A 23,034-nucleotide genomic window follows, 5' to 3' on the forward strand; every position below is an offset into this window, starting at 1 on the left:
GGAACCTCCACAATGGAAGAAAAAACGAACCGAAGCGCTTGTCCAAACCAGCTGCAGCTGCGGATAACGATTCGATTTGCTTCCAGGAGGTTCTTTTTCTTTATGTATGGATCACCGTTATCATCGAATGCTCGTAAAATAATGCTGCTTGGCTCAGGCGAGCTTGGCAAAGAGGTTGTGCTGGAGGCACAAAGGCTTGGTATCGAGACGATTGCCGTAGATCGTTATGAAAACGCGCCGGCAATGCAGGTTGCTCATCGCAGCTATACGACCGACATGCTTGACGGAGCAGAGCTTCGCCGTATTATCGAGAAGGAGCAGCCGGACTTTATCGTTCCTGAGATCGAGGCGATTGCGACGGAAACGCTGCTGGAGCTGGAGAAGGAAGGGCATCGCGTCATTCCAACGGCACGGGCTGCATGGCTGACGATGGACCGCGAGGGTATTCGCCGCCTTGCTGCTGAAACCCTTGAGCTTCCGACTGCACCTTATCAGTTTGCGGACACGCTGGACGAGCTGCGACAAGCGGCCGAAGCACTTGGATTCCCATGCGTCATTAAGCCGATCATGAGCTCTTCAGGCAAAGGGCAAAGCGTTTGCCGCTCTGAAGCGGAGCTTGAAGCTTGCTGGAACTATGCGATGGAGGGCGGACGTGCGAAGAAGCAGCGCATTATCGTTGAGGGCTTCATTACGTTTGAATCCGAAATTACGCTGCTCACTGTGCGATCTGTCTCCGGTACGAGCTATTGTCCGCCGATCGGTCATGTTCAGAAGGACGGCGATTATATTGAATCCTGGCAGCCGCATGAAATGACGGAGCAGCAAATCGCACAAGCGGAAGCGATTGCTCTGCGAATTACGGATGAGCTAGGCGGCTACGGCATTTACGGCGTAGAGCTGTTCATTACGAAGGACGGCGTATTATTCAGCGAGGTGTCGCCTCGTCCGCATGATACGGGCATGGTGACGATGGCTACTCAGGATTTATCTGAGTTTGCGCTGCATGTAAGAGCCATTCTAGGGTTTCCGATTCCGACGATTCGCCTGCTGACGCCCGGCGCTTCGCACACGCTCAAAGCAGATCGGGAGAGCGGCTTTTTCCGCATAGGCGGCATTGAGGAGGCCTTGTCGGTACCGAACACGCAGGTACGACTATTCGGCAAGCCAGAAACGAAGGTTGGACGGCGCATGGCGGTCGCGCTTAGCTCTGCTTCAAACGTCGAGCAAGCGCGTGATTTGGCAAGGAAAGCAGCTGAATCGCTCTTTATCGAGTATGGCAACGAATAAGTAGTCCATAAGAGGGGGCTGTCCCAAAAGTAGAATGCTCGCTGGGAAGCTAGCTCGCTTTGCATGGAATGTTGGAAGACATGAACAAATAGCGGTACAGGGAGCTATTCCTGTACTGCTATTTTCTATTCAGGTCTATGGTTGCTTGCTTCATGAGATTATGGGCAGGCGAAAGTCGAAAGTCTCCCCACCTCCAGGTTTACCTATGGCAAGCCACGAAACAGAAATCGGCGGAATCCCCCGTTCTTCTGTAGTCTCGGGTTCAATCATTCATGGGGCGGAGCCCTCATGAGGCAGCATGAACGGGAAAAACTCCCGTTATTATAGGCGTTTTTTTGCAAAAATCAGGTTTAGATGGATTTTCTCCCGTTAATATCTCGCTTTTGACCCTATTTCGGTGAAAGTGCTCCGATTAACGGGAGGTTTTCCAGCTAAATGAACGAACTGACGTCTTATCAGGAAAATAGATGGAGTTTTTCCTGTTAGTTCCACAAAAACTGGATTTGAGATAGCCTTTTATTTCAAACTTACGGGTTAGAACAATGAATGCTGTATGCTGTGATAAGATGTTCCCATTCCGTGCGAACGCTTTTGGGACAGCTCCTTTTTGCTAGCATGATATCGAATAAAATTCAGTTGATACTTGCAAGGTGAGCAGATGAAAGCTATTATTATTAACGATTATTTTTTAGCATATAATGCTGTATGCATGAATGACGAACCGTATGAATTCTTAAGGCAGGTGTAATCGCAATGGGCAAGAAACAGAAGAAAGCAGCGTCGGCACCGCCAAAGGCAGCTCCAAAGAAAGAGGCTGACAATGGTCTGACGCTTAAGGATTTACTGGGCAGCGACGTGCTCAGCAAGCTCAAAGCCCAAGCGGACGAGATGAAGCAAGCGGAAGCATCACGCAAGGAGGATCTTCGCAAGCAGGAAGAAGAGAAGAAGAAACAAGAGCAAAAACGTCTGGAAAATGATTTCTCGTATTTGCTTGAAAATAGCGATCCGAACTGGTCTAAACACAAATAGCAGTTGGATAAGCTTGCCTATTCGAGCGCATGGCTTTATAAAAGCACCCTTTGGGTGCTTTTTGTTTTATTGTCTGTAAATCCTGTTAACGGGAAAAGTTGCTTGGAAATTTGAGGAATGGCATCATTTTTGAGTCACATTAAAAGTTCATTAACATTGCTGCTGTTGCTTAGTCTCGAAATGCAAGCAAGGCTTGCCTGAGGATTGTAGAACGATTGTACTCGGAAGCATTTTCGTCTTAAAGCCAAATGCCTTGCAGCCTTTGGGCGAGCCAGGGTCCCAGGTGACGTAGAAATGCCTGCATTTCATACAATCTATACGCTCATTTGCGTTCATTTGGCTACCTCATCATATCATTTTATGTTTATTAATCGTAATACATATTACAAAAGGTAGTCGAGATATGTCAAACTCTAACAATGATCGAGAAAGAGGAAGTCGCTAAAGCATCGACTTTCAAAATAAATTTTAGCGACGCATACATAAATCCCATTTATCTGCAAAACATGCTAACAACAACTATTAGAGCCATGCATGCTTGCACAGCTAAAGGGAGGAGGCAGGTTTCACTTGAAAGCTGCTATGCTATGGCGTTTATTAGCCGTATCGTCGATATGCGCTACAGCGTTGCTGTTCATTGGCTTCGGGTGGGCAGTCAAAGATACCCTTTATCCTGATTTGAAGCAAGAGATGAATACGAATGGGTGGAAGCAAGAGGGCGCTCTTCCAGCATTTCACTCCTTTAAAGATGCGGCGGAAATTCGAATAGTTGCACTTGGCGATTCGCTTACAAAGGGAACTGGCGATCATACGGGCGAAGGGTATGTGAAGCAAGTAGCCAAAGGTCTTCGCAGTGAGTGGAATAAACCGGTAACAATCGTAAACAATCTTGCCATAAACGGGCTGCGTGCCGATGAGCTTGCAGAACGTCTAGAAAGTGACAGCGGCTTTGCCTATGCGCTGAAGCGTGCAAACTTGATCCTATTGACGATTGGAGGAAACGATTTATTTCATCATGCGCGTACAAGGAATGCGGGACGCAAGCTTACGGCCTTCACCATGCTTGATCGAACGAAGGAGCTTCCTGCTGTGTTGAATCGCTTCGAGCGGGTCATTAAGGTGCTTCACAAGATCAACAGCACTGCGAAAATCGTTTACGTCGGCTTATACAATCCGTTCTACGATATTGAGAAGCTGCGTATCGGAAGCATTCAGGTGCAACAGTGGAATGAAGAGGCCTATACGCTGCTTCACAGCTATCCGAATATGATCATGATTCCAACCTATGATTTGTTTGAGGGAAAAATCGGCGATTATCTTTCTAATGATCATTTTCATCCCAATCATCAAGGTTACGGGAAAATAGCTTCGCGTATTTTGGATTCCTTGAATTAGAAGGTTTTATTGCGCTCAAGAGTGGACATAGCTGGTACGAAATGCCCCAACAGGAGGAGATCATGATGAAACCCGTTCTATCCGTCAATCGGCTGCACAAAAAAATTCGCGGTAAAACGATTATTCATGACGTAAGCTTCGAAGTGAATGAAGGGGAAATATTTGGCTTCCTTGGACCGAACGGCTCCGGCAAAACGACTACAATCCGGATGCTGGTTGATCTCATAAAACCAACCGCGGGAGAGGTGTATATTGGCGGTTATCACGTGCAGAAGGAACCGGAGAAGGCGTTGGCGCTTGTTGGCTGCATCGTTGAGAATCCAGAGGTGTATGCGTATTTGACCGGCTTCGAAAATCTTGAATATTTTGCGCGAATGATAAAAGGGGTGGATGAGGCCCGCATTTGGGAGGTCATTCGTATCGTTAGGCTGGAGGGGCGAATTCATGAAAAGGTAAAAACCTATTCCCTTGGCATGCGGCAAAGGCTTGGAATCGCGCAAGCGCTGCTGGGCAGGCCAAAGCTGCTTATTTTGGATGAACCGACGAATGGGCTTGACCCAAAAGGAATGAAGGAGCTGCGTGAATTTGTCCGAATGCTTGCGGATCAAGGAATGAGCGTTTTTATTTCCAGCCATCTGCTCAGCGAAATACAGCTTCTATGCGATCGTGTGGCGATTATCAACGGAGGCCTTGTGCTTGCCGAAGGCAAGGTGGCCGATCTTGTAGAGCAGGCGAGCAGCTATGTGATCTGGCAGCTTGATAAGCCGGAGCTAGGCAAGCAGGTGCTTGCGGGCAATCGGGAAATTGTATTTATTAAGCGGGATTCCCAGTTGCTTGACGAGAGTATGCTGGCAAATATGCCGAATGCCTTTATTACTGTTATGGCTGCGGATCAAATACCGGGAAGTGTTGAGCAGCTTGTTGAGCGGCATATTGGGGTGATGTCCGTTCATCAAATAGCGCCTACGCTGGAGGAGCTTTTTTTAACGTTGACGGAGGGTGAAGCAAGTGGTTAGTCTAATGCCGCTCATCCAAAACGAGATGCTGAAAGTGTGGAAGAAAAAAAGATTTTTCGTAATCGTCCTTATTTTGCTTGCGCTTATTCCGATTTTTACTTACGCTGAGCTGAAGGTTGTCCAAAACAACGAAGCAAAATTTGCAGATTGGCGCAATCAAGTACTGCAGCAAATAACCGATTTGGAGAATACGCTCTCAAGCGACCGCATACCGGAAGAGTGGAAACGGAGCAGACGAGCTGCCGTGCAGCAGCTGCAATATTATTTGGATCATGATGTCAATCCAAGCGCTCCAAACGGTGCAACTTTTACTCGAAGCTTTCTCGATAACGCGGTTACGTTGTTTATTCCGATGCTCGTCTTGGCGCTCGGAGCCGATATCGTATCGAGCGAACGGACGTCGGGCACGATTAAAATGCTTCTCACGAGGCCGGTTAAACGGTGGAAGGTGTTGCTAAGCAAGCTTATTGTGTTAACCTTGTATGTATCGCTTACGATCGTCATAACTGCTTTATTATGTTATTTGCTCTCCGGCTTGTTCTTTGGCTACTCGGGCTGGACGATGCCTGTGTTTACCGGGTTCCAAATGATTGGATCAACAATTGATTCGTCTTATGCGCATGCAGTGCCCCAGTGGATTTATATATGGATGCAATCGGGTTTAGCGTGGTTTTCCGCGATGACGGTTGCGCTGCTGGCTTTTATGGCATCCGTGCTCATTCGCAGCACGACTGCCAGCATGGTCACGATGATGGCAGCTGTCATTACGGGTACTATTTTATCAGGAATGACTTCATCATGGACAAGCGCCAAATATTTGTTCGCCGTGAATCTGAAGCTTACCGCTTATCTGGATGGTTCACCGCCGCCCATAGAAGGAATGTCATTGCCGTTTTCCCTTGCGGTGCTTGCGATTTGGGGCATTGTTGCGGTAGTCTTGTCCTTTGGCGTCTTTACGAAACAGGACATCTTGAATTAAAATAGCTTGAAGATACGGAAACGTGATTACAGATTGGGGGACGCTCATGTCAGAGCAAACAGATCTCTTTGCAAATACAGCGGCCGCAGACAGGAACTACGAGGCCGATGATATACAGGTGCTTGAAGGATTAACCGCTGTACGCAAAAGACCAGGGATGTACATAGGCAGTACAAGCAGTTCAGGACTGCATCATCTTGTATGGGAAATTGTCGATAATGCGGTTGATGAGCATTTGGCTAAATTTTGTTCGGCAATAGAAGTAACGCTGCACAAGAATGGCGCAGTAACCGTTCATGATAATGGGCGGGGAATACCAACCGGCATGCATAAGACCGGTATACCGACGCCGCAGGTCGTATTTACGATTTTGCATGCGGGCGGAAAGTTTGGCGGCGGGGGATACAAAAAATCCGGCGGCTTGCACGGCGTAGGCGCATCGGTTACGAATGCCTTGTCGGAATGGCTTGAGGTCGATATTTATCGCGACGGAAAAATCCATCGGCAGCGCTTTGAATATTGGGTGGATGAGGCTGGCCGGGAGCATGTCGGGGAGCCGGTTCGAGGTCTCGAGGTAATTGGGACTACGAATCGGACAGGCACGAAGGTTACCTTCAAGCCCGATGGACGAGTCTTCCAGAACGGTACAAATCTAAGCTACGATACGCTTGCCGAACGTCTGCAGGAAATCGCGTTTTTGAACTCTGGCCTAAAGGTATCGATCAAAGACGATCGCAACGGCAAGCAGGATGTGTTTCATTATGAAGGGGGAGCACGTCAATTCGTTCAGTTTCTGAACGAGGATAAGACGGTTCTGCATGATGTGATTCATTTTGCGAGCGAGCGCGATGAGATTGAAGTGGAGGTCGCTCTTCAGTATAACGATGGTTATACCGAGACGATCGCTTCATTCGTCAACTCGATTCCGACGCGCGGCGGCGGTACGCATGAAACCGGCTTTAAAACAGCATATACCCGCGTGATGAACGACTATGCCCGCAAAGCGGCAATGCTCAAGGAAAAGGACAAAAACCTTGAGGGCAATGATTTGCGAGAGGGCATGATGGTCGTTATCAATATCAAAATGTCCGAGGTGGAATTTGTCGGGCAGACGAAGGATCAGCTTGGAAGCTCATCGGCCCGGAGCGTAGTAGATGCGATTGTGTCCGAGAAAATGCAGGTTTTTCTCGAGGAGAACCCGCAAATCGCGCAAATGCTGCTGAAGAAATCACTTCAAGCGTCGAAAGCCCGTGAAGCGGCACGCAAAGCGCGCGAGGAAATTCGCAGCGGCAAGAAAAAAAGCGAGAGCTCGAATCTTAATGGCAAGCTGACTCCTGCGCAGTCAAAAGACTATACGCGCACGGAGCTGTTTATTGTGGAAGGAGATTCGGCCGGCGGTTCTGCCAAGCAGGGGCGCGATTCGAAATATCAGGCACTGCTGCCGCTTAAAGGCAAGCCGATGAATCCGGAGAAGGCGAAACTGATCGATATATTGAAAAACGACGAGTATAAAGCGATTATTTCGGCTATAGGCGCGGGTGTAGGCTCGGAATTTGCTGCCGAGGAATGCAACTATAATAAAATTATTATTATGACGGATGCGGATACAGACGGTGCCCATATTCAAGTGCTGCTCCTCACTTTTTTCTATCGTTATATGAAGCCGTTAATCGATTTGGGACGCGTATATATCGCTCAGCCGCCATTGTACAAAATTACTCGTAAATCAGGAAAGCTGGAAACGATTCGTTACGCTTGGACGGACGAGCAGCTGCAAAACTATTTGAAGGAATACGGTAAAAATTACGAGCTTCAGCGTTATAAAGGACTAGGCGAGATGAATCCCGATCAGTTGTGGGAGACAACGATGGACCCGGAGAAACGGACGCTATTGCAAGTGCAAATCGAGGATGCAGCCAAAGCGGAGCGCAGGGTATCTACGCTTATGGGTGATAAGGTTGATCCGCGCAAGCGGTGGATCGTTGAGAATGTCGACTTTATGGAGTATGAGGAATAGGGGGAATTCTGCATGAGTATGCTGGAACAGTTTTTACCGGCGTTTTTGGAGGAGGTTGTAGGAGACCGCTTCGGACGCTATTCAAAGTATATTATTCAGGATCGTGCCATTCCTGACGTTCGCGATGGCCTAAAGCCTGTGCAGCGCCGTATTCTGTATGCGATGTACGATTCAGGCAACACGCCGGATAAGCAGTACCGGAAATCGGCTAAAACGGTCGGCGATGTTATGGGCAACTATCACCCGCACGGCGATTCATCCATCTATGAAGGTATGGTTCGGATGGCGCAGCCTTGGAAGATGGGGCATCCGCTCGTTGACGGTCACGGCAACTGGGGCTCGCAGGACGATGATCCTGCAGCGGCTATGCGTTATACGGAAGCACGCTTATCGCCAATCGCGATGGAGCTGCTTCGTGATATCGAGAAAAGAACGGTTCAATTCAAGGATAATTTCGATAATACGACGAAGGAGCCGGTTGTGCTGCCGTCGCGGTACCCTAACCTGCTCGTTAACGGGACCAGCGGCATCTCTGCCGGCTTTGCCACGGAAATACCGCCCCATAACCTGCGAGAGGTTATAGACGCTTGTATCGCGCTTATGGGAAGCCCTGAGCTTACGCTTGAGGAGCTTATGACCTACGTGAAAGGTCCGGATTTTCCTACCGGCGGCATCATCATGGGCGAAGAAGGCATCCGGGACGCTTACGCAACCGGGAAAGGGCGTATTTATATACGTTCCAAAACCGCGATCGAGGAAATGCGCGGAGGCAAGCAGCAGCTTGTCATCACCGATATTCCGTATCAGGTCGTAAAATCCAGACTAGTTACCGCAATGGAAAACATTCGCCTGGAGAAGAAGGTCGAAGGCATCGCAGAGGTGCGTGACGAGAGCGGGCGCAACGGTCTTCGCATCGTAGTGGAATTCAAGAAGGATGCCGATGCGCAGGGCATACTCGCTTATTTGTTCAAGAAAACCGATCTGCAGGTCGCTTACAGCTTCAATATGGTCGCAATCGTGAACAAAACGCCAATGCAGCTTGGACTGAAGCAAATATTGTCGGCCTATATCGAGCATCAGAAGGAAGTAGTGACCTTCCGTACCAAATACGATCTTGAAAAGGCAGAGGATCGGGCCCATGTGGTCGAGGGCCTCGTTAAGGCTCTCAATATTTTGGATGAGGTCATCGCGGCGATCAAAGCGTCCAAGAATCGTGCGGATGCGCAGGCCAACCTTATTGCGAAGTTCGGCTTCACCGAACGCCAAGCGGATGCGATTCTTACTTTACAGCTTTATCGATTAACGAATTTGGAAATTACGACGCTTGAGAAAGAGCTGAAGGAAGCGATGAAGAAGATCGCTTACTTGAAATCGATTTTGGCAAGCGAAAAGAAGCTGATTGGCGTAATTAAAGACGAGCTGCTTGAAATTCAAACCAAATATGGCATTGAACGCCGTTCCGATCTGCGCGGAGAAATCGAGGAGCTGAAGGTCAACCTTGAAGTGCTAGTTACGGCAGAGGATGTTCTCGTTACGCTTAGCCAGGACGGTTATGTGAAACGGACAAGCATGTTATCCTTCACAAGATCAGGCGGGGAGCGGCAAAACGCAGGAGTGAAGGAAGGCGACTTCGTACGAGAGCTGCTTGAGGTCAATACGATTGACAATTTGCTGCTGTTTACGAAGAAAGGCCAATATTATTTATTGCCTGTCCATCAAATTCCGGAATTTAAGTGGAAGGACACGGGAACGGCCATTGTAAACGTCGTTCCAATGCCGAAGGACGATTCGATTGTGAGTGTCATTCCAATTAAGGATATTGCAGCATCGAGCGCTTCGTTGTTCTTCATTACCAAAAAAGGCCAAGTGAAGCGGACGGAGCTCAAGGAATACGCGACAACGAGATCGACTGCAATTGCAGCATGCAAGGTTTCTGAGGGCGACGAGGTTATTCGCGTCGTGCTTAGCGATATAACAAAGCAAATCATGCTCATTACGAAGCAAGGCATGTGCATCCGCTTTGCAGAATCCGAGATTAATCCGATGGGCAGAGTGGCAACAGGCGTAAGAGGCATCCAGCTCAAGGATGGCGATGAGATTATTGCTGCGGAACGAGTTGCTGAGGATGAGGGCGAAGTGCTCGTCATTACCGATATCGGATATGGCAAACGGTCGCTTCTGCTGGATTATCCTATTCAGGGAAGAGGCGGCAAAGGCGTTCAAACGTTCGAGTTCAAAGAAGGCAAGTGCGTGCGTCCAAACGGCGCGTCATTAGTCGGAGCTTATTATTGCAAAGAAGACAAGGAAATCGTGGCGATTACGACATCTGGAGCGAGACTGGTTGCAACCTCAGACAAAGCGCCAATCGAAGAGCGTAAAGCGATAGGCAAGCTCATGTTCCCGGTAGAGAAAAATGATGTGATCACGAATACGCTAGCACGCTCCCTGTTAGATTCTAATCAAAAGGGCGATTAGGCGGGTCAAAACGCTCGATCACTTCCAATATGGCTTCAAGCATGACCCACAATGGTACCAGCTCATCCGGGCGGTCCAGCCATTGTGGGTCTTTTATGATGCCGTAGCTTTTAATTTTTTGCATGATGATCGCTTTTCTTTCGTCCACTGGGTTCACGCTCCTTTCTGTTTAAGCAAAAATAGACATAGCTCTGGGCCTTCGCCACATTGTATGTCTAACGCTGTCATAATGTTCGTTATTGTATCGATTAATATCGCAAATTATTAATTGGGTTAATCTTTAATTCGACATTAAAGACTGATATAATGAATAACAAATAGATGTAAATGGACAGGGAGCGGGTGTGAAGCTATGGTATCTGGAGAATTTACACGATTATGGACGAAGCTTTCGCGTGATTGGAAAAACAATTTGGAGCATTCGCTTGCTCCTTTGACGGAAGGGCAGCTGAATGTGCTCGATCTGCTGCTGCAGAATCAGCCAATGAAACCATCGGATTTGCTACAGTATTTAGCGACCACGCCTGCTGCGATCACTACGCTGCTTGACCGTATGGAGAAAAATGGGCTTATTGAACGCACAAGGGATGATAATGATCGAAGAATCGTTTGGGTCTCGGTATCGGAGAAGGGCAAAGCGGAAGCGGAGCGCGGTACAACGATTCGGACCGAAATGATCGAACAATCGTTGGACCGCATTTCTTCTCATAATCAACAGCTGCTCGTATACTTGCTTGGCAAGGTTGCGAATTTGTAAGTCTGCCGCTAACTCATTTATTTTTTCATGGAATTAAGCCGATTGCGCAGCAAATCGTAATTTTTTTGAAGCATATCGTAATCGGCTTGTGTTAGCAAGGTGTCGCTTGCCGCGGCTATCGTTTCTTCGATTGGCAAAATGCGATAGCGGAATGAACGATCCGGCTTGTAGCGATGCACCCATGTCGGAATCGATTCGATTTCGGTAAGGTCAACGGTACCATCCGTCAAATTTTTACGAACATTTACTTTGAAAATAACCCCGTAATCCTTCGTTTCGCCCCGCTGATTGGAAATGAAATTACCCATAGAATAAATAATAAGTCCTTTTCTTACATGGCCATTCTCTTCTGCTGATTCTACGACCTCGTACGGCTGTACGACATGGGGATGGGAGCCAGCAATAATATCCGCACCCGCTGCGACAAGCGCTCTTGCCAAACGTTTTTGCTCGTCATTGGGTGCAGTCTGGTACTCGGTGCCAAAGTGAAGGGAGACGGCAACGAGATCGGCACCCGCTTCCCGAAGCTTGGAGATATCGGCTTTCATTTTTTGCTCATCGATGAGCGAGACCAGATAGGGCTTTCCTTCAGGAACAGGGATGCCGTTCGTTCCGTAGGTGTACGCAAGCAATCCCATGACAATGCCGTTTTTCTCCGATAATAAGAGACTATCCGCTTCTTCTTGCGATGAGGCTGTTCCCTTAGACGGAATATTAAGCGCCTTCAGGTTCTCAAGCGTCCGCAGCACGCCAGATTCGCCTTTATCGAGAGAATGATTATTGGCGTTGGTGATCAAGTTAAAACCAGCATTCTTAAGCGCTTCGCCCAGCTCAATCGGTGCATTGAAGGACGGGTAACCGGTATAGCCATACGATACACCGGCAATCGGCGTCTCCAGATTGGCGATGACCCAGTCTCCTTGCTCCAAAATAGGTTTAACCTCTGCAAAAAAAGGATCAAAGTTGTAGCGATTTGAGACTTTGTCATAAGCGCCAGGAAGCTGCGGCGTATGCATCATGACATCGCCTACTGCCATCCACACCGCGTCGGCAAATACGGGCTTTGGCGGCTCCGTCGGTATGGGGGAAGGGGAAGGGGATGGAGAAGGCAAAGGCGATGGCGTGATATCAGCCTGCTCATCCTCCGCTGTTTCAGTGGTCGCTGCCGGAACAGCAGGTGGAGAAGCTCTGTCGGCAATGGACGGCATCAAAAAAATAATGAGCAAACCAATTAAGCTTAATGCCAATAAAACGGCTTGTATTTTTCGGTGCCTTTTACGGCGCATCTGGCGATCGTCCTTCCTGTAAGGCATCGCTTAACATTTTGGAGGCAGTCTCAAGCTGCTCAGAAGACCACCAGGTCCATGCATCCGATCCGCTTGGGATAGAACGGAAGCTGATCCATTCCTTTGTGACTGGATGTGGAGCGGATACCGAGGTTGACCACAACGCGATGTTGCTCATTCCACCAGCTGGCTTTGCGCCATATTTCAGATCGCCTATGAGCGGACAGCCGATATGCGCCATCTGTGCTCGTATTTGATGCGGTCTTCCCGTATGCAGCTTGACTGCAATTAAGGCATAACGACCGTTAACTGCTGCGACCTCATAATCTAATACAGCTTCCTTCGCCTCATCCGCTGGTTTGTTATAGACAGTGACCTGATTATGCTTATTATCCTTGCGAATATAATGCTTCAAACGGGCTTGAGGCTTGCTTGGGACACCCTGAACGACACACACATATGTTTTGCCAAAATGGCGGCTGCGAACGGATTCGGACAATCTGGAGGCTGCTTTCGAGGTTTTGGCAAAAACCATTACGCCGCCAACCATGCGGTCAAGACGGTGAACGAGGCCGAGAAATACATTTCCCGGCTTGTTGTGTCTTTCCTTTAAATCCTGCTTAAGCAGCGTCAGCATGTCAGCATCGCCTGTGTCATCCTCTTGCGAGAGAATGCCTGGTGGTTTCACGACAGCCAGCAGATGATTATCTTCATATAAAACGGTAATGGCCATTACTTAGACTCCCACCGTCCCAATATACCGCAAGGCAGGTTTAAGCTGGACTTTGTAATCGGCAATCCGATCTCGCCGCAATTAATTTCGCCGCCGTATTTGGCATTCATCGTCATATGCAGCAGGTTGTGCAGCACGGAAGGCGATAGGCCGGTTGTATAGGAGTTGATGAGCAGAAACAGCGGATTGTCGGATAGAATAGACGTACATGACTGCAAAAACGGAAACAGGTTTTCTTCAAGCTTCCACGTCTCGCCGTTCGGGCCGCGTCCATAGGAAGGAGGGTCCATAATAATCGCGTCATATTGCTTGCCCCGGCGCTGCTCGCGCTGAACAAATTTAAATACATCGTCTGTTATAAAGCGGATGGGAGCGGATTCAAGCCCAGACAGCTGAGCGTTGTCCTTAGCCCACTGAACCATTCCCTTTGCTGCGTCTACGTGGCATACTTCAGCGCCTGCTGCGGCAGCAGCAACGGTAGCTCCGCCTGAGTATGCAAATAGATTCAGCACGCGGATAGGACGGCCTGCCGATCTGATTTTGTCCATCATCCAGCTCCAGTTAACGGCTTGCTCTGGAAATAAGCCGGTATGCTTAAAGTTTGTCGGTTTAATGTGGAAGTTAAGCTCGCCGTATGAAATCGTCCAACGTTCAGGAAGCGCGGGACTCATCGACCATTGACCACCGCCGGAGTTGCTGCGGTGGTAATGACCGTCTGCTTTTTTCCAAAGACCTGTTTCATTTGCAATTGGCCAAATAATTTGCGGATCAGGACGCCTAAGGGTATAGTTGCCCCAGCGCTCAAGCTTATCTCCGTCTCCTGTATCTATTACCTCGTAATCGACCCATTTATCTGCTATGTACATGTTTTTCGTAACCCTTCCTTGACGTTGTTTTTGTAATATAATAATGTCATCGCTAATTATATCGAAGCTAACACGATGAAGCAATGAAACCGAAGCAAATGGAGCCTGGTATTTATTCTTAAGCAATGGAAAGGTACGGCAGGAATTGCCGTGATCAGCCTGATGATGATGATTTTTTTGAATGCCAACCCTAACAAAAGAGGAGCAACCTTATCATGATGAGCTTTGAATGCGAATGCGGAAATAAGACGTTAATGTTTGCAACCGGAGATCGGGACGAGCAGGGAAGAGAGTATATTGAGATTGAGGACGACGAGCGGTTAACCTTTACGATTGGCGACAAAAGCGTTCTATTTCGCTGTTCCTTCTGCGGCTACACCTATCGTTTGGAGCAAATATAAGAACGGATTTTAATTTTAATAAGGAATGATATTGAAAACCTCAACCTTTCGGTATATGATAAACGTACGTCAAGTTGTATGTACAAGTGCTCCGTCATTCCCGTGATAACTAGCACTAATGTCCGTACAAGTTAATGCGTGCGTTATGCATTTATGCGTATACTTAAGGAGGAACCGATCCCATGTTGCAAGTTAAGCCATATCAATTTTGGTTTGTTACCGGCAGTCAACACTTGTACGGTCCAGAAACATTAGAGGAAGTCGCACAGCATGCACGCATCATTACGGCGGCATTGAATGAAGATTCTGTTTTTACGTCCGAGATCGTATTTAAACCTGTAGTTACAACTCCTGAAGAAATTTATAAGCTTTGTATAGAAGCGAAAGCGGACGAGAGCTGTGCGGGCCTTATCACATGGATGCATACCTTTTCCCCGGCTAAAATGTGGATTCATGGCTTATCGGAGCTTCGCAAGCCGCTGCTTCACCTCCATACGCAATTTAATCGCGATATTCCGTGGGAAACGATTGACATGGACTTCATGAATACGAATCAATCGGCGCATGGCGACCGTGAATATGGCCATATTTTCTCCCGCCTTGGCCTCGAGCGCAAAGTAGTAACAGGCCACTGGGAGGATGGCATTACCCGCTCGCGTATTGCAAGCTGGATGGGTACCGCTATTGCTGTAAATGAAGGACGCCATTTGAAGGTTGCTCGCTTTGGTGATAACATGCGTCAAGTTTCCGTAACAGAAGGCGATAAGGTCGAAGCGCAAATTAAATTCGGCTGGTCGATCAACGGCTACGGCATTGGCGATCTCGTTGCCCGCATGAACGAGGTTTCGGATGCAGAAGTGAAGCAGTTGCTGGAAGAGTACAGCGATCTGTACGACATTTCAACGGAGACGCGCGGCAATGCAGCATCTTGGGCATCGATCGGCGAGCAGGCTCGTATTGAGCTTGGTCTTAAAGGGTTCCTGCAAGAGGGCGGCTTCTCTGCATTTACAACTTCCTTTGAAGATTTGCACGGCATGAAGCAGCTTCCAGGTCTTGCGGTTCAACGCTTGATGGAGCAAGGCTATGGCTTCGGCGGCGAAGGCGACTGGAAAACGTCTGCGCTTACCCGTCTGATGAAGCTGATCGCAAGCAACAAAGGTACTTCCTTCATGGAGGACTACACGTACCACCTTGAGGAAGGCAATGAGCTGGTTCTTGGCTCGCATATGCTTGAGGTATGTCCTACGATTGCGGATAGCCGTCCAAAAATCGAGGTTCACCCGCTTGGCATCGGCGGCAAGGCCGACCCAGCGCGTATCGTTTTCGACGGACGCTTCGGTTCAGCGCTTAACGCTTCGCTCATTGATCTAGGCAACCGTTTCCGCTTGATCATTAACCAAGTAGATGCGGTTAAACCGACTCACAATATGCCGAAGCTTCCTGTTGCTCGTGTATTATGGAAGCCGGAGCCATCGCTCCGCGATGCTGCTGAAAGCTGGATCTATGCCGGCGGCGCGCACCATACTGTATTCTCGTATGTTGTAACAACTGAGCAGCTTGTGGACTGGGCTGATCAAGTTGGCATCGAAACCGTTGTCATCGATAAGCATTTGACGGTTCGCGGCATTCGCAATGAGCTTCGTTGGAACGATCTTAGCTACCGAATTCGTTAAGCTCATACCAAGCTCGGAATACCGATGGCCCTCAATTCGATCGGCAATAGCATTGAAAGTATGAATGAGAAATTAGACTATTTAGTCCGCAAAGTCACTTATGGCGTTGGATGATAAAAGATGGGCTGTCGCCGATTTCTGCTCCGTGGCTTGCCATGGGTAAGCCTGGAGATGGGGAGACTTTCGCTTGCCCGCAATATCATGAAGCCAAGCAACCATTGACCTGAATAGAAAAATAGCGGTACAGGAATAGCCCCCTGTACCGCTATTTTTTCACTTCCAAAAGCGAGCTATTTTCCGAGCGAGCATACAGCTTTTGGGACAGCCCCATTTACGATTCGGATGTTTCTTTTTGTATTTTTGCAGGATTGTTAATTTTGTAAGGGATGGGGTGCTTCGTGAGCTTCTTAGCTACTATTTTCCCTTCAAAATGGATCGTATCCCCGATTTCAAGCTCTAATTTTTTGAGCGTGGCGCTATGGCTGGACCATGCTTCCCCTATATCGGCTGCCGGATCGGCGATCGATACCGCTTCATAGATGACCACTTCATCCTCGGTATCTGAGAAATTGTTCGGAACAGTCGTAAAGTCTTTGACCGTAGCGGACATTTTAACCTTCTCCTCTGGAAGCTGCAGCTTAGGCGCTTTTTCTTTTTTTGCTTTTCCTTTTGGCGGAGCTGCAGGCTCTGGTTCAGGCTCTTGGCGTTTAGCTTCTTCCGCAGGAGAAGCTGTCTCCGTCAGCGGCTCTAGCTTTGATTCAGGCAAAACGAGCTCAACCTCACTGCTCACAATTACTGCTTGCACTTCTAGTTCTGTACCCGAAATCTCCTCAGCGGCAGCCACGTTCTTTTGACCATAATTCGATGCCTGCATTTCCTTCAGATAGGAAGGATGGATGCAATGCTTTTGCTCGTTGTCGAATGCGATAACAGCAGTCATCTTATCAACATGACCTATAATGGTGCAGGGCAGGTTCATCCCGTTCCCTTTGTAGTAAAAAGCTTTGGTCTTCGATGCCTTATCCGACAGCAAGCCCCATTCCTTGCATTTTTCTATGTGCTCTGCTTCGTTTTCGAAGGCAATGTACGTTATTGGCTCAATAATGAAGCTATGTACCATATAATCTCCGCCTTTCTGTTTGTCCCATTATATATTATCATTTTTTTGGATGTAAGTCGGTATCTTTATATTGACGGTTATGGCACGCTGATTACCGTTTTGCTGCTGGTCGTGTTTTTTGGCACTGCTACGGACAATTTTCTTAATATGGCAAATATCAATAACAATTTGCGCTCGATATCGATCGTTACGATTATTGCCATTGGACCGCTAAAGCTCGGACGGTTTTTTTCTTTTTTGAATAGATCAGTCTTTAGACGGAGTGAAAATCGAGCTAAGGTGCGAGTGTAAGCTTAATCATATGTGTCAAAATGAGGATATATATGCATATGGGGGGCTATCGCATTGAAAGAAATAATAAGTTACACGGGAATGATAGAGAAACCATATGACGAGGTTGTCAGCTATTTATCTACGATGCCTACAGGACGGATAACGGCAAATCATTTGCCGCTTATCTTGACAGGTGCTAGCGGAAGCGAGGGGGCTTTGCAGGTAAAAGGAGGCCCTCAGCTATTTACGATTTATACAGGCGACGAGTCAACTGCCATTCGTATCGCGTATATGGATATCGATGCTGCAAACGGGCATTTTACGGTATTTGGAGGCTGGTGGTACCGCAATGATTATGAGCTTAGTCCGCATGCTAATGGCTGTTTGGTCCGATATTCAATTGGAAATGCAGCATCACCGCTCAGCAGCTGGCTTGTTCCATTATTAAAGGATTACCGCGGCTATAAGAATGAGAAACGGACCGGACGAATGATGAGGGCTTTTGACGATTGGGTGGCTGTCTTAGGTGTTAGATTGCACTGCAAAGCCTATCGATTAGAATAGCTTCGTTTAATACCGAACAAAGAAAGCGGCATAGCCTTAGGGGGCTTATGCCGCTTTCTTTGTAACCTTCCATGCATTGGGAATAAAGAAAGCCGCTGGCTTTAGCCAACGGTTTCTCCTACAATGACGGTTTAATAACAATAAAATCGCTCCCAAAGCTTGTAGGAATCGCCTTTGTTCTTATCCCACCAACAGATGTCATCCCACCAGTCATCATCATCCCGCCAATCATACCAACCTTTGGAGTCCCAATCTTTATCGACCTTATGCTTATTGGATCGATTGGAATGATTGTTATTCTGTTTATAATTATTATTATTTTGATTGTTGCTGCTATTGCTCTTTGACCCTGAGAACACGGATAAAATATTGGATAGAAAGCTTTTCTTATTTTCTGAAGCTGCATTATTTGATGAAGCGAATGCGGAAGCCGGGAACATACATACGCTTATCAGCAGAGTCAGACATAAGATTTTGTGGAATTTGGGCATGACATCAACACCTCCCCGGACAATAATCAATTACGAACCGATCGTTCGTTATTAAGAATTCTATAATAAAATAGTCCTTTTGTAAACGAATTCTTAAAAAGAATTGGATATATAGGAGGGGGGCTTTAGCCATAGATTTAAGATATTAATAGAAAGCTAAAGCTTGGCAAAACGCTCCTTATTAAACGAAATCCATTCTCTTGTGGCCAAAGAGAGATAGCCTGTCCGCTTCCAAACCATGGCAAGACGCCAAGGAATGACCGGATCTACGAGTGGAACGGTTGCGCGAGGCGTCCTGTTTGGAACAAGCGCTCATTCGGCCGGCATCAGCAAAGCGCTCGAATATGATGCGGTTACCGGCTCCGTTGCAGGCATTGCGATGATGGTCACAGCCTTCGTTACGCTGCTTGCGACACCTTGGGTGATAGGATTTTTTGGATAGCCAAAGGTGAGCGCCAAGTCCGTTCAGAAGCATAATATTGATATCTCATACGGATTGAATTAATATCGGAGTAGGAGTCATTTTTTGGTATCAATTCGTAGATTCGTATTCATCTGAGCTGAGACTTTCAAATAATAATAATCTAGCATATGAATGGGGCTGGCTGTATGCTGCTGTTAAAAGGACAAAAGATTGACGTTACGAAAGGACGAGCGCTAACTACGATTAGCCTGCGCTTTGGTTGAACGGCGCATCAATCCTCTATATCGATATAACGGTGAATGGAAGTTTAATGCGATTGGCGGCGGCTTTTATGGCGGCTTAGCAGCGTTATGTACAAGCTTCGGGCTAGAAATCGAGGCAGATGACTCGGAAGCTGCCGCTGCGATTGAAGAGGCGGTCCTAACACCGATCGATTTGCGAAAGAAGCTCGTTCAAATGACGTTGGAAAAAAAGAAGCTTACGAACGTCACAGCGAGAGTCGGAATCGTGCTTGATATAACAGGTTCCATGCTGCCGTTATACAAAAATGGAACCGTTCAGGAAGTGGTCGAACGTATTTTGGCTGTTGCCAGCAAATTTGATGATAATGGGACATTGGACGTATGGGTGTACGATACACATTTTAGCCGGCTGCCATCGGTAACGGAACAGGACTTTGGGAACTATGTTCAAAATCAGATTATGAACAACGATGCCATTCATAAGTTTAGCCGCAACAACGAGCCGCCGGTTATGGAGGATGTCATCCGTAAATATACGGTGGAAGAGGATAGTGAAACTCCCGTTTTTATTATATTCATTAATGATGGCGGCGTAGTGAAGCCAATCAAGAAGGTCATTTTCAACGCAGCGGTTCAACCTATCTTCTGGCAGTTCGTTGGCATCGGCCATTCTGACTTTGAAGTCCTGAGGCAGCTTGATAGTATGGAAGGTCGAATCGTTGATAATGCTAATTTCATTCATTTGGATGATATTGCTGCAGTATCAGATGAAATCTTGTATGATCAGCTGTTAAATGAGTTTCCAAGCTGGCTGAAGGCTGCGAAAGAGAAGCGGATTATTCGATCAACCTAATCCTTTTCAATAAAATGCGGCCAGCAATTATGACTTGCTGGCCGCAGCCCATTTCAATAGGTATATACATAAAATACGATTTTAACTTGCAGCTTGTTCGCTAACAAAATCCATCAAAATATCGAGTGCTTCAGCATCGAAATGGATGTTTCTTCCGGCATTCATAATCGTCATTGCTTCTTCATTTGACATTGCCTTCCGATAAGATCGGTTGGAGGTAAGCGCGTCCCAAACATCACACACTCCGATAATGCGAGCTTGCAATGCGATTTTATCGCCATTTAACCCATCGGGATAACCGCTGCCATCCAATCGCTCATGGTGATGGAGAACACCATCTATCACATGCTCAGCATATTGAATGCCGGTGAGCACGCGCACGCCAAGCTCGGGATGCTGTTTCATCGCTTCGTATTCGTCATCGGTCAGTCGTCCATCTTTGTTGAGAATATGCTCGGGTATGCCTATTTTCCCAACGTCATGTACGAGGCCTGACCACTTTAAGCTCAGCAGCTCGCGTTCACTCAGTCCCATACGCTCACCGATGATATAGGCAAGCTCCGCAACACGCTGACAATGCCCGCTTGTATATGGATCTCTAATTTCGATGGCCTGCGCCAGCGCTTTGATGATTTCCGTGCCGAACTGTTTGATTTGGTTTTTCGTAGTCTCAATTTCATTGCGCTGCAGTTCAATATCATTTTTCTGCTGAAGGATATTGTTTTTTTGACTGACGATTTCCTTGTTCATTTGTTCCAGCTCGGCATTTTGGAGCAGAATTTGGTTTCTGCTATTTTTTAATGAGGAGAACAATACCCCGGTTAACGCACCAAATGCGATAAAGAAAAAGATGCGAGTCGTCCAATTATAAGTTAATTGATCTATGTTCATATCAATATTTTGCTGCATCCAAGGTCCTATTGTAATCGCTCCAAAAAAACCAACAACTACACCGCCTTGCCAACCCCAGAACCTTGCTGCCAAAATCGTAGGAAAATAAAATAAATGCACGCATACACCGCTTGTTCCATTGTTTGCATACACTGCTAACCAACAAGCAGCTAGTAAAGCTATCAATTCTGCAGCACGCTGAACATTTTGCCGAGTACTCATCACCTAAACTCCCTTGTCTGTAAAATATCATCTGTCTCTAAATGCCTTGGTTATAGGTTTAAGCCTCCTTTGATTCCTATGATAAAAGGTTCATTTATATTGGATATATATGTCTACATACCTATTTTACTTAAGTGTTGCAAATTATCAACAGTTTAATTTTTTAATATCAATTTTAGACACAAGGTATCGGTTTCATGTGAACGTGCTGCGCAATCTGATAAAGTAGGCAAGAAGGCCTATTCGGGCAGTTCATTATTTGTATTCGGCAGCTCCGATTCCATGAAGCGAATCCATTCTCTGGAGGCAAAGCTCATGTACTTGTCTTTTCGCCAAATCATCGATAATTGCCACGGAATTGATGGCTGAACAACGGCTAAGGATGCGAACCGTTTGGGATCAAGCTGTAGGCATATTCGTTCAGGCAGCAGCGTTATGCCGTATTTTGCAGCAATCATTTCCGTCATAAAATCCCACTGGGAGCTTTCAAATACGACTTTTGGTTCAAAGCCAGCAGCAGCGCATTGGTCTTTGATCAGATGATGGATCGTAAAGTCCTCTCGAAACATAATAAAAGGCTCTTGCTCCAGCTGACCCATACGGATGGATGGAAGAGAAGCCAGCTTATGCCCGGCATGTACGACAAGCCGCAAATTTTCATTGATGCAGGGGAGGACATGATATTTCTCCACATCTTTGACAGGGAGAATGACCATGCTGAAATCGAGATCGCCTTGCAAAATATCCTGCTCTAAGCTTTTTCCGCCTTGTTCAATGACCTGCAGACGAATTTGCGGATAATGGGTCAAAAACTTTTCAATAATGGACGGTAAAAAATAACTGCCTACCATTGGGGGAATGCCGAGTCGAAGCATTCCTTTTTTTAATTTGACGACCTCCTCTAGCTCGCTGGACATATGCTCGAATGATTGGATGATATGCTTGGCAGAACGAAGAATGGTCACGCCGGCATCCGTCAATTCGATCTTTTTGGTGGAGCGGTCGATCAGTTGAACCCCAAGGTCTTCCTCCAGTAGACGTACCATCTTGGATAAAGAAGGCTGGGTGACATGCAGCTTGCGTGCCGCTTGCGTGAAGCTGCCGGCTTCAGCAACGGCGACAAAGTAATTCAAATGTTTAAGATCCATCGGGGCAGCCTCCTGAGTTGTGGGCAGCAATCGTTTATATGCAACAAAATGAGGAATTATAATGAAAAGGAATGAAAACTATTCGATATATGTATTTTACCTATATGTGATTCGGGTGTAAACTTAACGTTATCGAAAAATTTAATAAAGAAAAAAGGTGTTACCATGAACATGTTGGAAAAATTAGCTTTACCCTTGCAAACAAGACCTGCATCAGCTTCACTCACCATAAAAGAGGCTATTGTGCTTCCTCCGGATACGAACCATCACGGTACGATTTTTGGAGGCAAGCTAATGGCTTATATAGATGATGTGGCTACGATTGCCGCAACTAAGCATGCTCGTCGGCCTGTCGTTACGGCGTCAACCGACTCGGTAGACTTTCTTTATCCCGTTAAAAAAGGCGATGCCGTAAGCTTGAACGCATTCGTCACTTGGTCGCATAAAACCTCTATGGAAGTATTTGTGCGCGTTGTGACCGAGGATTTGTTAACAGGCGGTCGCAAAGTATGCGCAACCTCTTTCTTGACCTTTGTCGCTCTAGGCGAAGACGACAAGCCGACGGAGGTGCCGGGAGTAATCGCGGAATCGGACGAGGAGCGATTATTATATGAAACGGCGCCAGAGCGTAAGGAAGCAAGACGGATCCGCAGACAGGAAAGCAAACATTTTGCAAGCTTTATGGGTACGGATCGAGTTGTCAAAGAATCAAGCGCTCATTCCAGGCCGCAGACATCCGCGAATAAAGGATATGAGTCAGCATGGGGCGTGGATTGGTAGCAATAGGTTGAAATTTGGATGCGAATTAAGATTCAAGCAGGCTGCCGCGGTTTATTCGCTGTGGCCTGTTTTGTTTCGATTCAGCACATAGAAGACATATGCAAAAACTGAA

The 23,034-nt window shown here is 47.1% G+C and carries 22 protein-coding genes and 1 pseudogene; 14 read left to right on the forward strand and 9 right to left on the reverse strand.

The window, feature by feature from the left end; genetic code table 11:
• Window positions 1-102: 102 nt before the first annotated feature.
• From purT to gyrA, 7 genes are all read left to right on the forward strand, one after another.
• The gene (purT, locus tag AC1TPC_RS04880; protein WP_482065975.1) at window positions 103-1,287 is read left to right on the forward strand and encodes a formate-dependent phosphoribosylglycinamide formyltransferase; all 1,185 of its coding nucleotides are present in this window, start codon (window positions 103-105) and stop codon (window positions 1,285-1,287) included.
• A gap of 753 nt (window positions 1,288-2,040) precedes the next feature.
• Complete coding sequence (locus AC1TPC_RS04885) at window positions 2,041-2,316, forward strand: YqkE family protein (RefSeq protein ID WP_482065734.1); 276 nt, start codon at window positions 2,041-2,043, stop codon at window positions 2,314-2,316.
• A gap of 570 nt (window positions 2,317-2,886) precedes the next feature.
• A complete protein-coding gene (locus AC1TPC_RS04890) occupies window positions 2,887-3,711 on the forward strand; it encodes a GDSL-type esterase/lipase family protein (protein WP_482065735.1) in 825 nt (274 codons plus the stop codon).
• A 62-nt stretch (window positions 3,712-3,773) separates the two neighbouring features.
• On the forward strand, window positions 3,774-4,727 hold the full coding sequence (locus tag AC1TPC_RS04895; protein ID WP_482065736.1) for an ABC transporter ATP-binding protein: 954 nt from the start codon (window positions 3,774-3,776) through the stop codon (window positions 4,725-4,727).
• Window positions 4,720-5,706, forward strand: coding sequence for an ABC transporter permease (locus tag AC1TPC_RS04900; RefSeq protein WP_482065737.1), 987 nt, complete (start codon window positions 4,720-4,722; stop codon window positions 5,704-5,706). Before AC1TPC_RS04895 ends, AC1TPC_RS04900 begins: the two co-directional genes overlap by 8 nt.
• 46 nt (window positions 5,707-5,752) lie before the next feature.
• A complete protein-coding gene (gene parE, locus AC1TPC_RS04905) occupies window positions 5,753-7,723 on the forward strand; it encodes a DNA topoisomerase IV subunit B (RefSeq protein ID WP_482065738.1) in 1,971 nt (656 codons plus the stop codon).
• 12 nt (window positions 7,724-7,735) lie between these two features.
• Entirely contained in the window at window positions 7,736-10,198 is a 2,463-nt protein-coding gene (gyrA, locus tag AC1TPC_RS04910) for a DNA gyrase subunit A (protein WP_482065739.1), read from the forward strand.
• Here gyrA and AC1TPC_RS04915 read toward each other — a convergent pair.
• On the reverse strand, window positions 10,179-10,346 hold the full coding sequence (locus AC1TPC_RS04915; RefSeq protein WP_482065740.1) for a hypothetical protein: 168 nt from the start codon (window positions 10,344-10,346) through the stop codon (window positions 10,179-10,181). The two genes, gyrA and AC1TPC_RS04915, sit on opposite strands and share 20 nt — an antisense overlap.
• Before the next feature lie 204 nt (window positions 10,347-10,550).
• On the opposite strand from AC1TPC_RS04915, the gene AC1TPC_RS04920 reads away from it, so the two are divergent.
• Window positions 10,551-10,955 (forward strand): MarR family winged helix-turn-helix transcriptional regulator, encoded by a 405-nt coding sequence (locus tag AC1TPC_RS04920; RefSeq protein WP_482065741.1) that lies wholly within the window; start codon window positions 10,551-10,553, stop codon window positions 10,953-10,955.
• Between the two features lie 17 nt (window positions 10,956-10,972).
• On the opposite strand, the gene AC1TPC_RS04925 is transcribed toward AC1TPC_RS04920, so the two are convergent.
• From AC1TPC_RS04925 to AC1TPC_RS04935, 3 genes are read right to left on the reverse strand one after another with little or no spacing between them, the layout of a single operon-like run.
• The gene (locus AC1TPC_RS04925; protein WP_482065742.1) at window positions 10,973-12,241 is read right to left on the reverse strand and encodes a CapA family protein; all 1,269 of its coding nucleotides are present in this window, start codon (window positions 12,239-12,241) and stop codon (window positions 10,973-10,975) included.
• Window positions 12,231-12,974 (reverse strand): RluA family pseudouridine synthase, encoded by a 744-nt coding sequence (locus AC1TPC_RS04930; RefSeq protein WP_482065743.1) that lies wholly within the window; start codon window positions 12,972-12,974, stop codon window positions 12,231-12,233. Before AC1TPC_RS04930 ends, AC1TPC_RS04925 begins: the two co-directional genes overlap by 11 nt.
• On the reverse strand, window positions 12,974-13,840 hold the full coding sequence (locus AC1TPC_RS04935) for a class I SAM-dependent methyltransferase (protein WP_482065744.1): 867 nt from the start codon (window positions 13,838-13,840) through the stop codon (window positions 12,974-12,976). The genes AC1TPC_RS04930 and AC1TPC_RS04935 overlap by 1 nt, the downstream gene beginning before the upstream one ends.
• A gap of 215 nt (window positions 13,841-14,055) precedes the next feature.
• Here AC1TPC_RS04935 and AC1TPC_RS04940 point away from each other — a divergent pair, with 215 nt between their 5' ends.
• Together AC1TPC_RS04940 and araA are read left to right on the forward strand one after the other, a co-directional pair.
• Entirely contained in the window at window positions 14,056-14,241 is a 186-nt protein-coding gene (locus AC1TPC_RS04940) for a hypothetical protein (RefSeq protein WP_482065745.1), read from the forward strand.
• 182 nt (window positions 14,242-14,423) lie between these two features.
• Window positions 14,424-15,914: an L-arabinose isomerase gene (gene araA / locus AC1TPC_RS04945; protein WP_482065746.1), complete on the forward strand. Its 1,491-nt coding sequence runs from the start codon at window positions 14,424-14,426 to the stop codon at window positions 15,912-15,914.
• A gap of 331 nt (window positions 15,915-16,245) precedes the next feature.
• Here araA and AC1TPC_RS04950 read toward each other — a convergent pair whose 3' ends face one another.
• Entirely contained in the window at window positions 16,246-17,034 is a 789-nt protein-coding gene (locus AC1TPC_RS04950) for a hypothetical protein (RefSeq protein WP_482065747.1), read from the reverse strand.
• A 345-nt stretch (window positions 17,035-17,379) separates the two neighbouring features.
• Here AC1TPC_RS04950 and AC1TPC_RS04955 point away from each other — a divergent pair, with 345 nt between their 5' ends.
• Entirely contained in the window at window positions 17,380-17,871 is a 492-nt protein-coding gene (locus tag AC1TPC_RS04955; protein WP_482065748.1) for a hypothetical protein, read from the forward strand.
• A 131-nt stretch (window positions 17,872-18,002) separates the two neighbouring features.
• Here AC1TPC_RS04955 and AC1TPC_RS04960 read toward each other — a convergent pair whose 3' ends face one another.
• Entirely contained in the window at window positions 18,003-18,362 is a 360-nt protein-coding gene (locus AC1TPC_RS04960; protein ID WP_482065749.1) for a hypothetical protein, read from the reverse strand.
• Between the two features lie 156 nt (window positions 18,363-18,518).
• Window positions 18,519-18,641: pseudogene (locus AC1TPC_RS04965) on the reverse strand (LysR family transcriptional regulator); the annotation flags it as partial.
• Here AC1TPC_RS04965 and AC1TPC_RS04970 point away from each other — a divergent pair.
• Both AC1TPC_RS04970 and AC1TPC_RS04975 read left to right on the forward strand, forming a co-directional pair.
• On the forward strand, window positions 18,619-18,804 hold the full coding sequence (locus AC1TPC_RS04970) for an LrgB family protein (protein WP_482065750.1): 186 nt from the start codon (window positions 18,619-18,621) through the stop codon (window positions 18,802-18,804). The pseudogene AC1TPC_RS04965 and the gene AC1TPC_RS04970 sit on opposite strands and share 23 nt — an antisense overlap.
• Window positions 18,805-19,041: 237 nt before the next feature.
• Complete coding sequence (locus tag AC1TPC_RS04975) at window positions 19,042-19,881, forward strand: vWA domain-containing protein (RefSeq protein WP_482065751.1); 840 nt, start codon at window positions 19,042-19,044, stop codon at window positions 19,879-19,881.
• 81 nt (window positions 19,882-19,962) lie between these two features.
• Here the strand turns inward: AC1TPC_RS04975 and AC1TPC_RS04980 are convergent, their stop codons facing one another.
• A complete protein-coding gene (locus AC1TPC_RS04980) occupies window positions 19,963-20,994 on the reverse strand; it encodes an HD-GYP domain-containing protein (RefSeq protein ID WP_482065752.1) in 1,032 nt (343 codons plus the stop codon).
• A 239-nt stretch (window positions 20,995-21,233) separates the two neighbouring features.
• A complete protein-coding gene (locus tag AC1TPC_RS04985) occupies window positions 21,234-22,142 on the reverse strand; it encodes a LysR family transcriptional regulator (RefSeq protein ID WP_482065753.1) in 909 nt (302 codons plus the stop codon).
• A gap of 171 nt (window positions 22,143-22,313) precedes the next feature.
• Between AC1TPC_RS04985 and AC1TPC_RS04990 the strand changes: the two genes are divergently transcribed.
• Window positions 22,314-22,922 carry an acyl-CoA thioesterase gene (locus AC1TPC_RS04990; RefSeq protein WP_482065754.1) on the forward strand — a complete coding sequence of 203 codons (609 nt, stop codon included), beginning with the start codon at window positions 22,314-22,316 and terminating at the stop codon, window positions 22,920-22,922.
• Window positions 22,923-23,034 lie beyond the last annotated feature (112 nt).

The sequence above is a fragment of the Paenibacillus sp. Y280 genome, assembly GCF_056786335.1.